This is a genomic window from Telluria aromaticivorans, assembly GCF_013003915.1.
Taxonomy (GTDB): Bacteria; Pseudomonadota; Gammaproteobacteria; order Burkholderiales; family Burkholderiaceae_D; genus Telluria; species Telluria aromaticivorans.
In genome coordinates this window covers 25,821-40,494 of the sequence record NZ_JABAIV010000007.1, presented here as the reverse complement: position 1 = coordinate 40,494, position 14,674 = coordinate 25,821, and the positions used below count along the sequence as shown (strand labels likewise).

The following is a 14,674-nucleotide window of genomic DNA, read 5'->3' as shown; positions in this document are numbered from 1 at the left end:
GGGTTTTCCGGTACAATACCGGCCAATGAACTCCCCAGCAAACCTTTTCGCGAGCGTCGCCAAGCGCTCCAGCCGCGGACCTGCCGCGCCCTTCCTCCCGATGACCCGCGCAGAAATGAACGCGCTCGGGTGGGATTCGTGCGACATCATCTTGATCACCGGCGACGCCTACATCGACCACCCGAGCTTCGGGATGGCGCTGGTGGGCCGCCTGCTGGAAGCGCAGGGTTACCGCGTCGGCATCATCAGCCAGCCGGACTGGACTTCGGTCGAGCCTTTCCGCGCGCTCGGCAAGCCGAACCTGTACTGGGGCGTCACCGCCGGCAACATGGACTCGATGGTCAACCGCTATACGGCCGACCGCAAGATCCGTTCCGACGACGCCTATACCCCGAACGCCGAACCCAATAAACGCCCGGACCGCGCGGTCACCGTGTACTGCCAGCGCGCGCGCGAAGCCTTCCCAGGCGTGCCGGTGATTGCCGGCAGTATCGAAGCCTCGCTGCGCCGCATCGCCCACTACGACTACTGGTCGGACAAGGTGCGCCGCTCGGTGCTGTTCGAATCGAAGGCCGACCTGCTGATCTTCGGTAACGCCGAGCGCGCGCTGGTGGATGTCACCCGCCGCCTCGCGGCCGGCGAGAACATCAAGGAAATCCGCGACCTGCGCGGCACCGCCTTCCTGGTGCCGCAGGGCTGGCTGCCGGACGCCGAATGGAGCGTGCACAACTCGACCCGCGTCGACGTGCCGGGCCGCGTCGATGTGCACCCGAACCCGTACGCGATGGCGCAAGAGGATACGAAAGCCTGCGCCACCGAGAACGCCCAGCCGGAGCAGGTCGTCAAACCGGTCATCATCATGACGCGCGAAGAACGCCAGGCCGCCGCCCGCGAAAAAGCGCGGAAGACCGTGGTGCGCCTGCCGAGTTTCGATACCGTCAGCGTCGACCCGGTGATGTATGCGCACGCCTCGCGCGTCTTCCACCTCGAATCGAACCCGGGCAATGCGCGCGCGCTGGTACAGGCGCATGGTGACCGCGACGTCTGGCTGAACGCGCCGCCGCTGCCGCTCGCCATGGACGAGATGGACAACGTCTACGACCTGCCGTATTCGCGCGCCCCGCACCCGAGCTATGGCAAGGCCCATATCCCGGCCTGGGAAATGATCCGCTATTCGGTCAACATCATGCGCGGGTGTTTTGGGGGCTGCACCTTCTGCTCGATCACCGAGCACGAAGGCCGCATCATCCAGAGCCGCTCGGAGCCGTCGATCCTGCGCGAGATCGAACTGATTCGCGACACCACCAAGAACTTCGCCGGGACGATCACCGACCTGGGTGGCCCGACCGCCAACATGTATCGCCTGGCCTGCAAGGAAAAGACGATCGAGGAATCGTGCCGCCGCCTGTCCTGCGTCTACCCGACCATCTGCAGCAACCTCGGCACCGACCACAGCAAACTGATCTCGCTGTACCGTAAGGCGCGCGCGATCCCCGGCATCAAGAAGATCCTGATCGGTTCCGGCCTGCGCTACGACCTGGCGGTGCGCTCGCCCGAGTATGTGAAAGAGCTGGTGACCCACCACGTGGGTGGCCTCTTGAAAATCGCGCCGGAGCATACCGAGTCCGGCACGCTCTCGAAGATGATGAAGCCGGGTATCGGCGCCTACGACGAGTTCAAGCGCCTGTTCGACAAGTATTCGCTCGAGGCGGGCAAGAAGCAGTACCTGATCCCCTACTTCATCGCGGCCCACCCGGGTTCGACCGACGAGGACATGCTGAACCTGGCGCTGTGGCTGAAGAAGAACAACTTCAAGCTCGACCAGGTGCAGACCTTCACGCCGACGCCGATGGCGATGGCGACCACCATGTACCACTCGCGCAAGAACCCGCTGGCCAAGGTCACCGAAGACTCGGAAGTGGTCGAGACCGCGAAGAGCGGCAAGACCCGCAAGCTGCACAAGGCTTTCCTGCGCTACTACGATCCGGAGAACTGGCCGATCATCCGCGAAGCGCTGCGCCGCATGGGCCGCGGTGACCTGATCGGCAATGGCGAGCGCCACCTGATTCCGGCGACCGACGATGGCGCCTCTAACGGGATGCGCGAAGAACGCCGTCCGCCGGGCGGTGTGCCGAAAGGCCGCACGATCGAGGTGGCGCCCAAGCGTGCCCCGCGCGGCAATGACGGCCGCGTTGCCGGCCGCGGCGCCCCATCAAGCACGCCCTTCATGGCGCCGCCGTCCAAGGTGAAGCCGTCGATCCTGTCGACCATCAAGGCCAAGCCCAAGGCGAGCGGAAGCAAGCGTTGAGTAAATGAAAACCGGAGCTGAGGCTCCGGTTTTGCATTGGTAGGGTGGGCGGGTCTCCCGCCCGCGCGTTCAAGTGGCGGTTGAGTAATCGCTCCGTAACTGTTCAAGCCTTCGTTGAACGCGTGGGCAAGAACTTGCCCACCCTACGATATTCGTCAGAGCCCCGCGTTCGGCGTGGGCGCCCCACGCCTTTCACGCGCGATATCCAGGTCGACGCTGGCTTGCCTCGTGCGCAGCGCGCGCGCATAGCGGTGCCGCGCGCGCAGGCGCGGGTTGGTCACCAAGCGCCCTGTGGTCTCGCCGATCACCATCACCACGCCCAGCAGCGGCAGCACCAGCATCAGTCCCACCACACCGGCCAGCGCGCCGCCGGCGAAGATCATCAGCACCGTCACCAGCGGATGCACGCGCAGGCTGCGGCCCAGGGTCAGCGGCATGAACACGAAGTCATCTAACAGGCGCACCAGCACGAACACGCCGATGGCGCCGTAGGCGATGAAGGGATTGTCCGGTGCATCGGTCGAGGCCACGATCACCACCAGCACGCAGCCGGCCACCGAGCCCACGAAGGGCACCCAGGCCAGCACCGCCGAGATCAGGCCGAGCAGCAGGGGCGAGGACACGCCGATGGCCCACAGGCCCAGCGCCAGCACCGCCGTGTCGAGGAAGGTGAGCTTGATCAGGCCTTCGAAGTAGCGGCGCGCGGTCTGGTCGACTTCGTGCAGCAAATTCAGCGCGCGTTCAAAGTAGGCGTTCGGCACCGCGCGCGCCAGGAATTTCTTGAAGCGCAAGCCGTCGCGCAGGAAGAAGAAAGTCAGGAAGGGCACCAGCAGCAGGGAGGGGATCCAGGTCGCCACGCCGACCACGATCTCGCCCAGATGCTTTTCGGCGAAGTTGTCGGTAAAGCTGCGGAAGGCCGTGTTCACGAGCGAGGTCAGGTGCATCTCGGCCAGCAGCGGGAACTTCGCTTCGAGCAGGGCCATCGTGTTGCGCACGAAGGCGACGCCGCCATCGAGGTAGAGGCCGATGGTCTTTTCCCACGAATCTTCTTCCGGCCCGCGGCTCCACGAGAAGGCCGCGGTCATGGCCAGCGTGAAGAAGGCAAAAAACACCAGGCACACGATGAGCGCGGCGGTGTTGCGGCTGAAACCGGCGCGCACCAGGCGCTGCATCGGTCCCAGTAAAATGTAGTGCAGCACCGCACCGAAGATGAAGGGCAGGGCCAGCCACAGCACCTGCTGGACGACCAGCACCAGCAAGCAGGTTACCGCAATGATCCCGGTCCAGACGACCGGCCCGGCGCGCTCGCCGCCGTTCACAGCGCTTCCAGCTGGGGACGTCCGGTGCCCATCCATTCGCGCAGGCGCAGGCCAATGTGGCGCGCCAGCGCCAGCGAAATCTTGTAGCCGATGACGGCGTCGGTTTCCAGCAGCCCAAGAAAGTCGTCACGGAAGAACACGGCCATCTCGCAGGGCTCCAGGGCACGCGCCTGGGCGTTGCGCGGCGAGTTGTCGAGCAGGGCGAGGTCGCCGAAGAAACCGCCCGGATCGAGCTCGGCAACCACCTGGCTGGTGCCGGCATGGGTCTTGGTGATCACCACCCTGCCGCTCATGAGCAGGTACAGGGCCTGGCCTTCCTCGCCTTCGTCGAACACGATTTCGTCGGTCAGGTAGCGGCGCTCGTGGAGCAGGCCGTCGACGATCTTCAGCTCCAGCGGCGTTAATGCCGAAAACAGCGCCGAATTCTTGAGGCGGTGCAGGCGCGGCGACATCTTGGGCGGCTTGAGGAAACCGAAAATCACGAGTGCTCCATCATGGTGCGTTGATATGTTGTCGGATGATTATCGCCTAAGCCCTGCTGCTGTGCATCAAAAAGCTGCTGTGTGCGAGTGCAGCCCAGGCAGATTGTTGCACTTTACGCAGTTGTCCCGCTGTTCGTTCAATTGTGTTAACGGGGATATTGAAAAGAGTGTAATATAATTCCCCAAGGCAATATGTATTGCTAATATAGTATCTTTGCGGCGCGGATGCCGCACAAGGAACGGTCAGTGATCGACATCCCTTCATTCCTGTTGGCGCTTGGCATCGGCAATATCGCCTTTGCGGTGCTGATGGCCGGCTATACCCATGGCGGCAGGCCGCATCCCGGCTTGCGCCTGTGGATGTGGGCGCGCTTCGGCATCGGCGTCTGCCAGTTGCTGGGCTGGTCGCGGCCCTACCTCAGTGTACCCGCCCTGAACGGACTCGAGGGCGCCGGTTGGGTGCTGGCGGTCTCGCTCGAAGTCGCGGCCTACTGCGTGTTTTTCGGTTTCGAACGCTGGCAGCGCGTGCTGTTGCCAGTATCGGCGCTGGCGCTGGCCGTGGTGCTGGCTGCCGGCAGCGCCGGTGCGCCGGTGCCCTACCTGACTGCGCTGGTCGCTGCCATGGTGTCGCTGTTCGCGGCCGCGATGGCCTGGATCCTGCTGCGTCCGCGCCGCCACGGCATTTCGCTGCTGCAGCGGATCATCGGCGTCAACGACGGCCTGTTCGCGGTGGCGGTGGCGCTGTGGGCCGCCAGTAGCTTGAGCGGCGACGTGTCGGCGGGACAGCGCGCGGCCCAGGAAGGCGCCTACCTGGCTGGCTACCTGCTGATGATCGTCAACGGCTTTGGCTTCCTGTTGCTGTGCAAGCAGAAGGATGACGCCGAGATGGCGCGCCTTGCGACCACCGACAGCCTCACCGGCCTGCCCAACCGCCACGCCTTCCTCGAACGTGCCGAAGCGGCGCGGCTGGCGGCACTGCGCATGCGCCAGCCGCTGGCGCTGGTGATGATCGACATCGACCACTTCAAGCAGATCAACGACCGTTTCGGCCACGCGACCGGGGACGAAGCGCTGGCCGTGTTCGCACGGGTTGCGAAGGGTGTGCTGCGTGGTCATGAAACCTTGGGGCGGCTCGGTGGCGAGGAGTTTGCCGCGGTGTTGCCGGGGACGGATTTGTTCGGGGCGCGGCAGGCCGCGGAACGCCTGCGGCTGGCGGTGCGGGAGGCAACGGTGATCACCAGCGGTGCGGCGTATACGATGACGGTAAGTATCGGGATGGTGGTGCTGGATCCGAACGAGGCGCTGGGGGCGGCGCTGGCGAGGGCGGATCATGCGCTGTATGCGGCCAAGAGCGGGGGGCGGGATCGGGTGGAGACGGGGATCCCGCAGCAGCGGTGTGCGTAGGGTGGGCGGCTTCGCCGCCCACCCTTCAAAAGCGCTGACCAGTTACACCGTAGGGTGGGCAGATTCTGCCCACGCGTTCAAATCACGGCAATGCTGCCCGTGCGGCTGCTCATCCCCTAACTATCACCGCGTGGGCGGGAGACCCGCCCACCCTACAAAAACGCTGATGAGTTACACCGTAGGGTGGGCAGATTCTGCCCACGCGTTCAAATCACGGTGATTCTGCCCGTGCGGCTGCTCATCCCCTAACTTTCACCGCGTGGGCGGGAGACCCGCCCACCCTACAAAAACGCTGAATAGAAAAGCAAAAGGGTCCGACAAGTCGGACCCTTTTGCTTTTAAGGTGGCGAAGCGGACGGGACTCGCCCACATGCTGCGGGCCGCGGATTCCCTTGCAAGGGAATCCCTTCGAGCCCCAAACCGTGCTTCCCGCAGGGGAAGCACTCTTGCGCGGAAAAGAAAAAAGGATCCCGAAGGATCCTTTTTTCTTGTAGCTGGCGGAGCGGACGGGACTCGAACCCGCGACCCCCGGCGTGACAGGCCGGTATTCTAACCAACTGAACTACCGCTCCGTTTAATCTGATCGGCACTTCGATCAACCATCTGAATGAATCCTTGGTGGGCGCTGAGAGGCTCGAACTCCCGACCTAATCCGTGTAAGGGATCCGCTCTACCAACTGAGCTAAGCGCCCGTGACTCTTTCAGAGGTTTTCTACTTGACGCTTGTCATTGCGTCCGAAGAGGCCCGAATTATAGAGGCTGCAATTCGGGGTGTGCAAGAGTTTTTCGAAAAAAATTCAAAAGCCGGCGGATTGATTTTTTTACCAGACGGCGAATTTGTGTAAAGATCATGCTTGCCCTTGCCTGGAGAGCCTGCCCATGACCGGTCCGCATCCGTTATTGAACCGCCTGTTCGACGCCGCGATGAAGGCGGCCGATCCCTATGACCTGGTCGCGCCGCACCTGCCGCCTCCGCCGAAGGGCCGCACCGTGGTGCTGGGCGCCGGCAAGGCGGCGGCGCGCATGGCCGAGGCGGTCGAGCGTCACTGGCAGGGGCCGCTCGAAGGGCTGGTGGTGACGCGCTATGGCCATGGCGCGCCGACCCGCCAGGTCGAGGTGATCGAAGCCGGCCACCCGGTGCCGGATACTGCCGGAGAAGACGCCGCTCGCCGCATGCTGGCGCTGGCCGAAAGCCTGGGGCCGGACGACCTCGTGCTCTGCCTGGTGTCCGGCGGCGGCTCGGCGCTGATGTCGCTGCCGGCGCCCGGCATCAGCTTCGAGGAGAAGCGCGCCCTGAACGAGGCGTTGCTGCGCTGCGGCGCGCCGATCGGCGAAATGAATTGCGTGCGGCGCCACCTCTCCAGCATCAAGGGCGGGCGGCTGGCGCTGGCCTGCTATCCGGCGCGCGTGGTGACGCTGGTGGTGTCGGACGTGCCGGGCGACGACCCGGCCGTGGTCGCTTCCGGACCGACCGTGCCCGACGGCAGCAGCGGCGATGCCGCACTTGCCATCCTCGACAAGTACGGCATTGCCGCGTCAAGCGCGGTGCGTGCGCTGCTGGCCAATCCGCAAGCCACACTCCGCGCGGACGACCTGCGGCTGGCGCACAACGAAACCCACGTCATCGTCACCGCCCAGCAAGCGCTCGAGGCCGCGGCCGAGGCCGCGCGCGCGGCCGGCTACACGCCGCTGATCCTGTCCTCGAGTATGGAAGGCGAAGCGCGCGACGTCGCACTGGTGCACGCCAGCATTGCGCGCCAGGTCGTCGCGCATGGGCAGCCGTTGCAGGCGCCCTGCGTCATCCTGTCCGGCGGCGAAACCAGCGTCACCGTGCGGGGGCGCGGGCGGGGAGGGCGCAATGCCGAATTCCTGCTGGCGCTGGCGGTGGCGCTCGACGGCTTGCCCGGCGTGCATGCGATTGCAGTGGACACCGATGGCATCGACGGCACCGAGGACAATGCCGGCGCCTGGCTGGCGCCCGGCACGCTGGCGCTGGCCCGCTCGAAGGGCCTGGATGCGCGCGTGCGCCTGCTCGACAACGACGGCTATGGCTTCTTCGGCGCGCTCGGCCAGCTGGTGGTCACCGGCCCCACCCGCACCAACGTAAACGACCTGCGCGCCATCGTCATCGAGACGGATGTGTTGTAACGGTGTTGAAAAAACCTCAACCTGACGCGATTTGCTTGCATTGGCAAACATCCATCACCGACAATACCGCCTTTATCAAGTCGGCAAGCTGAAGACATCGCCAAGATGCGCGGCCGAGGGCGGGACATATCCGCTTGCGCCCCTTGAAAGGGCGTCGATTAGAAGAACGGGGACATCGGTTCTTTCATCAATCGTTAGGAAACACTCCATGATCAAGATGTCCAAGATGCACAAGCGCGTCCTTGGCGCCCACGGCGCAGCGCTGGCCCTGGTTGCCGCAACGATGCCGGTTCAGGCCCAGACGGTCTCGTCGAACCAGGCCCTCGAGCTGCAAACCGTCACCGTGACGGCCCAGCGCCGCACTGAAAACATCCGCGAAGTTCCGGTGTCCGTCACCGCGCTCAAGGGCGAAAAACTCGACGTGCTGGTCTCCGGCGGCGAAGACATCCGCCTGCTGGCCGGCAAGGTGCCGAGCCTGAACGTCGAATCCTCGAATGGCCGTACCTTCCCGCGCTTCTACATCCGCGGCTACGGCAATACCGATTTCAATACCTTCGCCTCGCAGCCGGTCTCGCTGGTGTATGACGACGTGGTGCAGGAAAACCCGATCCTCAAGGGCTTCCCGATCTTCGACCTGGCCAGCGTCGAAGTGCTGCGCGGCCCGCAGGGCACCCTGTTCGGCCGCAACACCCCGGCCGGCGTGGTCAAGTTCGAATCCGAGCGTCCGAAGCTGGGCAAGGTCGAGGGCTATTACAACCTGTCGGCGGCGACCCATTACACGATGAACGCCGACGGCGCCGTGAACGTGCCGCTGTCGGACAAGTGGGCCATGCGCGTGTCGGCCACCGGCCAGCACCGCGACGACCACATCGACAATTTCGGCGACGTGGCAATGACCCAGAAGCGTGGCCAGCTCGACGGCTACAATGAGAACGCCCAGCGCGTCCAGGTGCTGTTCAGCCCGGACAACAGCTTCAACGCACTGTTCAACGCCCACCAGCGCAACACCAAGGGCAGCGCCCGCCTGTTCCGCGCGAACCTGATGCAACGCGGCAGCAACAAGATCGCCCCGGGCTATGAGCTCGACAAGATCGTCACCAATGCCGAGAACTTCCAGCGCCTGAACAGCAACGGCGCCAACCTGCGCCTGAGCTGGGACCTGGAAGACTTCCGTGTGTTCTCGATCACCGGCTACGAGCACGTCAGCGACTACTTCAGCCGCGGCGACATCGACGGCGGCACCCCGACTGGTCCGGGCTTCATCCCGTTCCAGGTCCAGACCGGCGGCTATATCTCCGACCTCGACCAGTACAGCCAGGAATTCCGCGTCGAATCGAAGAACACCGGCCCGCTGAACTGGCAGGCAGGCGTGTACTTCTTCGACGAAGACGCAACCGGCGGCAGCGACAACTTCAACGATGCCGGCGCCCGCACCTCGCGCCTGGTCAGCAACCAGCAGAACGAAGCCTGGGCCGCGTTCGCCTCGCTGAACTACACGATCAACCCGGCCTGGACGGTCCGCGGCGGCGTGCGCTACACCCGGGACGAGAAGCAGTTCCGCACCATCACCGCGCAGAACGTCGTGCAGATCGGCCCGGGCTCGGTGGCTACCGACCAGGACAAGATCAACTGGGACCTGTCGGCGACCTACAAGCTGAACAACGACGTCAACGTGTACGGCCGTGTCGCCACTGGCTTCCGCGCCCCGAGTATCGCGGCTGCGTCGGCATCGGTGCCGATCACCGTCGCCGATTCGGAAACCATCACCTCGGTGGAACTGGGCGTGAAGGCCGACCTGTTCGAGCGCCGCGCACGCACCTCGTTCTCGATCTATGACTACACCGTCAAGGACCAGCAGCTGACCGTGGTCGGCGGCAATTCGAACGTCAACCGCCTGATCAATGCCGACAAGACCAAGGGCAAGGGCGCCGAGTTCGACTTCGAAGCGGCAGTCACGACCGCCCTGCGCGTGAGCGCCGGCGCCAGCTACAACTACACGCAGATCCGCGACGGCAGCCTGTCGGTGAACCGCTGCGCACAGTGCACCGTGCTCGATCCAGTCAATGCGGCTGGCCGCGTCGTCATCGACGGCAATGCGTTGCCGCAGGCGCCGCGCTGGTCGGTCAATGCAACCGCCCGCTATGGCGTGCCGTTCCGCGACGGCGAACTGTACTTCTTCACCGACTGGTCGTACCGCAGCAAGATCAATTTCTTCCTGTACGAATCGACCGAGTTCACCGGTGCGCCGCTGACCGAAGGCGGCCTGCGCCTGGGGTACATCTTTGGCGGCGGCAAGTATGAAGTGGCAGCCTTCGGCCGTAACGTGCTCGACCAGCGCCGCGTCACCGGCGGGATCGACTTCAACAACCTGACCGGCTTTACCAATGAGCCGCGCCAATGGGGCATGCAGTTCAAGGGCAACTTCTGAACGTACGAGCGCCCGCAATTCCCCTATGACCCAGGGGTTTGCCAGACGCTCTGGTGTATTGACAAAGAAGGCCGCGCAATGCGCGGCCTTTTTCTATGGGCAACACCTTTTCTAGAGTGTCAACACAAGTGTGGAATACGTTATTCGACGTTTTTAACGTTTCGCCGAAGAAAAAATGTTTCTGCAGTATCAGATCTGTCCAGTGTTGTTATTACGCTGAAATTGTATCGAATTGTCACGCACTGTCTCTTCCTTTCGCGATACGCTGGTTTTCGCCGCACTCAGACGGCACCGGAAACGCCGCAAGGCACCGGTTACACAACGACACAGGCGAGGCTCATTTCGCTTGACGGAAAACTATACAAAAAGGAAGAAACATGAAGCAATCGCATTCGATTCATCCTGCAATGTTGAAGATGTGTGCCGCAGTTTCGCTCGCCCTCGCCGCCTCCGTGGCCGGCGCGGCCGAGCAGAAGTTCATCCTGGAGACAGACCGTATCATCGTGAAGTACAAGGATGCCGCCCCTCAAGGCAAGGGCGCAGCCAAGAAGCTTGCCCTGGGCGCCGACCGCAAGGCCAAGCTCGACCGAGCCGGCCAGGAATTCGGCATGCTGGTCAGCGAAAGCCACGACATCGCCACCGGCGCCAAAGTGTTCAAGCTCAACGGCCGCAAGGGTTTGAAGGAAGTAGAAAAGCTGGCCGCCGAAATGATGGCGCGCGATTCGACCATCGAATACGCCGAGCCTGACCGCATCATGACCCACATGGCGACGGCGAACGACCCGATGTATGCCCAGCAGTGGCACTACACCGACTCGGTCGGCGGCCTGCGCCTTCCGACCGCCTGGGACAAGTCCACCGGCACTGGCGTCATCGTGGCCGTGATCGATACCGGCTCGCGCCCGCACGCCGACCTGAGCGGCCAGCAGCTGGCCGGCTATGACTTCATCAGCACCGCTGCCATCGGCAATGACGGCAACGGCCGCGACAGCGACCCGACCGATCCGGGCGACTGGGTTGCAGCTGGTGAGTGCGGTACGGGTTCCCCGGCATCGGGCTCGAGCTGGCATGGTACCCACGTGGCCGGCACCGTTGCCGCCAAGACCAACAACAGCCTGGGCGTGGCCGGCGTGGCGTACAACGCCAAGATCGTGCCGGTGCGCGTGCTCGGCAAGTGCGGCGGCTACACCTCGGACATCGCCGACGCGATCACCTGGTCGTCGGGCGGCACCGTGTCGGGGGCCCCGGCCAACGCCAATCCGGCCAAGGTCCTGAACATGTCGCTGGGCGGTACCGGCGCCTGCGATGCAACTACCCAGACTGCCATCAACGGCGCCCGCTCGCGCGGCTCGGTAGTGGTGGTAGCAGCTGGTAACGACAACATGAACGTCAGCAACGCCAGCCCGGCGAACTGCTCGGGCGTCATTGCCGTGGCAGCAACCGGCAAGACCGGCGGCCGTGCGTCGTACTCCAACTACGGCACCCTGGTCGACGTCGCAGCGCCAGGCGGCGATGGCAGCTTCAGCGTCATCTCGACCCTGAACGCCGGCACCAGCACCCCGGGCGCCGACAACTACGCAGGCTACCAGGGCACCTCGATGGCGACCCCACACGTGGCCGGCGTGGCGGCACTGATGTTCGCTGCCAAGCCTACGCTCACCCCGGACAACATCGAAAGCATGCTGAAGTCGAGCGCACGCGCCTTCCCGGCGACCTGCTCGGGTTGCGGCACCGGTATCGTGGACGCAACCGCGGCCGTCAATGCTGCGCTGGGCACGACCCCGCCTCCAGGCCCAACCATCGCTGAAGTCGAGTCGAATAACACGACCGGTACCGCCAGCATGATCACGACCTCGGGCACCACCGTGAACGGCACCATGGCCAGCTCGTCCGACACCGATTACTTCCGTGTCGACCTGCCAGCCGGCAAGACGCTGAGCTCGGTCCTGACCCCAGGCCTGAGCACCGCCGACTACGACCTGTTCGTGTACAACAGCGCAGGCACGCTGCTGGGCAAGAGCGAAAACGGCGCCGGCGCCGTCGACAGCTACAGCTCGGCCAACACCGGCAGCACTACCGCCACCCGCTACGTCCGCGTGGTGTACTACAGCGGCGGCACCGGTGCGACCAACGGCAAGTACACGCTGAAAATGACCTGGTAATCGTTTCGATAAGGACGATACGGCGCGGCTCCGCTGCGCCGTCTTCATCCGGAAACGCGCGGCTTGCCGCGCGTTCTTTTTTTGCGGTTAGGATTGTTGCGCTCAATTTTGCCGCGAACCGTAGGGTGGGCAAGTTCCTTGCCCACGCGTTCAACAACATGGTGAGATGACGCGAATTGGCTATTCCAGCAGTGGTTGAACGCGCGGCCGGCGGAGCCGCCCACCCTACGTATTGCGTAAACTCCACATTCAACGGATACTGTATGCAATTACAGTAGTCGACCCTGACGTGTGAACGCCCCGCTCCGTAAAATCATCCACTGCGATTGCGACTGTTTCTACGCCTCGGTCGAGATGCGCGACGATCCATCGCTGCGCGGGCGTCCGCTGGCGGTCGGCGGCCGGCCCGACCAGCGCGGGGTGATCGCCACCTGCAACTACGAGGCGCGCCGCTTCGGCATCCATTCGGCGATGGCGACGGCCCAGGCCATGAAGCTGTGCCCGCACCTGGTAGTGATCCCGCCGGCAATGGACAAATACCGCCTTGCCTCCACCCAGATCATGGACATCTACCGCGACTACACCGAGCTGGTCGAGCCGCTGTCGCTCGATGAAGCCTACTTGGACGTGAGCAATGCCACCCAGTGCAAGGGCAGCGCCACCCTGATCGCGCAGGAAATCCGGCAGCGCATATTCGAGACCGTCGGCATCACGGCCTCGGCCGGCGTGGCGCCAAACAAGTTCGTGGCCAAGATCGCCAGCGACTGGAACAAGCCGGACGGCCTCTTCCTGGTGCGCCCGGAGGAGGTGGATGCCTTCGTCGCGGCACTGCCGGTGAAGAAGCTGCATGGCGTGGGCAAGGTCACGGCCGACAAGATGCACCGGCTCGGCCTGCAGACCTGCGCCGACATGCGCAGCTGGAGCATGGAGCGGCTGCAAGAGCACTTCGGCAGTTTCGGCGCCCGTTTATATGACTTGTGCCGCGGTATCGACGTGCGCGAAGTGAATACCTCGCGCGAACGCAAGTCGATCAGCACCGAAGAAACCTATACGCCCGACGTGCCTGACCTGGCCGCCTGCCTGAAGCTGCTGCCGGAATTGCACGAGCACCTGCTGGGCCGGATCAAGCGCAACAAGGCGGAAAAATTCATCAACAAGCTGTTCGTGAAGATCAAGTTCTCGGACTTCCAGCAGACGACGGTGGAGTGTGTTGGCTATGCGCCACATATCCCGACCTATGCGCGCCTGATGGAAACCGGCTGGGCCCGCGCAAGCCGCCCGGTGCGCCTGCTGGGCGTCGGCGTGCGCCTGGGCGACACCGAGACGGTCGAGCAATTGCGGCTGTTCGATGACGCGGCCCCGGCCGCGATCGCCAGCATTGTTGACGGCTCGTCAACAGAATAATTCTCGTACTCGTTGCCGGCAACGGCAGCGTAGAATGTCGTTCCCTTGAAATACTGAAACAATCGGATAACAGCTATGTGGTTCAAGAATCTCCAGATTTATCGCCTGCCCGCTCCGTGGGCATTCACCCCAGAACAGATGGAAGAAGCGCTCCAGTCGCAGGCGTTTTCTCCTGCGAGCAGCAATGAATTGCTGCGCCAGGGCTGGGATTCGCCGCGCGCCAACGGCAAGCTGGTGCACGTCGTCAACAAGCAGATGCTGATGATGCTCGGTACCGAGAAGAAGCTGCTGCCGTCGTCGGTCATCAACCAGGTTGCGAAGGCCAAGGCCGCCGAGATGGAAGAGCAGCAGGGCTTCCCGCCGGGTAAGAAGGCGATGAAGGAACTGAAGGAGCGCGTCGCCGACGAGCTGCTGCCGCGCGCCTTCTCGATCCGCAGCAATGTCTGGGTCTGGATCGACCCGGTCAACGGCTGGCTGGTGGTCGATGCCGCCAGCCCGTCGAAGGCGGACGACGTCATCAAGCTGCTGCTCAAGGCAGTCGACCGCATGCCGCTCGAATCGCTGCGCGTGCAGCGTTCGCCGGTGGCCGTGATGACCGGCTGGCTGGAAGCGGACGAAGCGCCATACGGCTTCACGATCGACCAGGACACCGAACTGCGCGCCACCGGCGAAAGCCGCGCGGCAGTGCGCTACGTGAAGCACACGCTGGAACCGGACGACATCCGCCGCCACATCGCCGCCGGCAAGCAGTGCACCCGCCTGGCCATGACCTGGACCGACCGCATCAGCTTCGTGCTGACCGAATCGATGGCGATCAAGGGCATCAAGCCGCTCGACGTTATTAAAGAAGGCGAAGCCGTGACCTATAGCGATGATGAGCGTTTCGATAACGACATCATGCTGATGACGGGTGAGCTGGCCAAGCTGATGGCGGATGTGGTCGAGGCGCTGGGCGGCGAAGCCAAGGCCTGATCAGATAGCGGCGCCCTTGCAGTCAATCCGGCGCTAACTATCACCGC

Annotated in this window: 9 protein-coding genes and 2 tRNA genes; 7 read left to right on the top strand and 4 right to left on the bottom strand. The window is 63.9% G+C overall.

Going from position 1 to position 14,674, the window contains the following annotated elements; all coding sequences use genetic code 11:
- Positions 1-25 precede the first annotated feature (25 nt).
- Positions 26-2,308, top strand: coding sequence for a YgiQ family radical SAM protein (locus HGB41_RS17785; RefSeq protein ID WP_171086905.1), 2,283 nt, complete (start codon positions 26-28; stop codon positions 2,306-2,308).
- A 155-nt stretch (positions 2,309-2,463) separates the two neighbouring features.
- Here HGB41_RS17785 and HGB41_RS17780 read toward each other — a convergent pair whose 3' ends face one another.
- Entirely contained in the window at positions 2,464-3,663 is a 1,200-nt protein-coding gene (locus tag HGB41_RS17780) for an AI-2E family transporter (protein ID WP_171086903.1), read from the bottom strand.
- Positions 3,624-4,109 carry a cyclic nucleotide-binding domain-containing protein gene (locus HGB41_RS17775; protein ID WP_371868546.1) on the bottom strand — a complete coding sequence of 162 codons (486 nt, stop codon included), beginning with the start codon at positions 4,107-4,109 and terminating at the stop codon, positions 3,624-3,626. Before HGB41_RS17775 ends, HGB41_RS17780 begins: the two co-directional genes overlap by 40 nt.
- 246 nt (positions 4,110-4,355) lie before the next feature.
- Here HGB41_RS17775 and HGB41_RS23765 point away from each other — a divergent pair, with 246 nt between their 5' ends.
- Positions 4,356-5,513 carry a GGDEF domain-containing protein gene (locus HGB41_RS23765; RefSeq protein WP_171086901.1) on the top strand — a complete coding sequence of 386 codons (1,158 nt, stop codon included), beginning with the start codon at positions 4,356-4,358 and terminating at the stop codon, positions 5,511-5,513.
- Between the two features lie 495 nt (positions 5,514-6,008).
- Here the strand turns inward: HGB41_RS23765 and HGB41_RS17765 are convergent.
- Positions 6,009-6,085, bottom strand: a tRNA-Asp gene (locus tag HGB41_RS17765).
- 44 nt (positions 6,086-6,129) lie between these two features.
- Positions 6,130-6,205, bottom strand: a tRNA-Val gene (locus HGB41_RS17760).
- A gap of 187 nt (positions 6,206-6,392) precedes the next feature.
- Here HGB41_RS17760 and HGB41_RS17755 point away from each other — a divergent pair.
- The 5 genes from HGB41_RS17755 to HGB41_RS17735 all read left to right on the top strand — a co-directional run bounded on the left by HGB41_RS17755 (position 6,393) and on the right by HGB41_RS17735 (position 14,627).
- The gene (locus HGB41_RS17755) at positions 6,393-7,661 is read left to right on the top strand and encodes a glycerate kinase type-2 family protein (protein ID WP_171086899.1); all 1,269 of its coding nucleotides are present in this window, start codon (positions 6,393-6,395) and stop codon (positions 7,659-7,661) included.
- A gap of 208 nt (positions 7,662-7,869) precedes the next feature.
- On the top strand, positions 7,870-10,089 hold the full coding sequence (locus HGB41_RS17750) for a TonB-dependent receptor (RefSeq protein ID WP_171086897.1): 2,220 nt from the start codon (positions 7,870-7,872) through the stop codon (positions 10,087-10,089).
- A 377-nt stretch (positions 10,090-10,466) separates the two neighbouring features.
- Entirely contained in the window at positions 10,467-12,251 is a 1,785-nt protein-coding gene (locus HGB41_RS17745; RefSeq protein ID WP_171086895.1) for a S8 family peptidase, read from the top strand.
- A 291-nt stretch (positions 12,252-12,542) separates the two neighbouring features.
- Positions 12,543-13,655, top strand: coding sequence for a DNA polymerase IV (gene dinB, locus HGB41_RS17740; protein ID WP_171086894.1), 1,113 nt, complete (start codon positions 12,543-12,545; stop codon positions 13,653-13,655).
- 75 nt (positions 13,656-13,730) lie between these two features.
- Positions 13,731-14,627 (top strand): recombination-associated protein RdgC, encoded by an 897-nt coding sequence (locus tag HGB41_RS17735; protein WP_171086886.1) that lies wholly within the window; start codon positions 13,731-13,733, stop codon positions 14,625-14,627.
- Positions 14,628-14,674 lie beyond the last annotated feature (47 nt).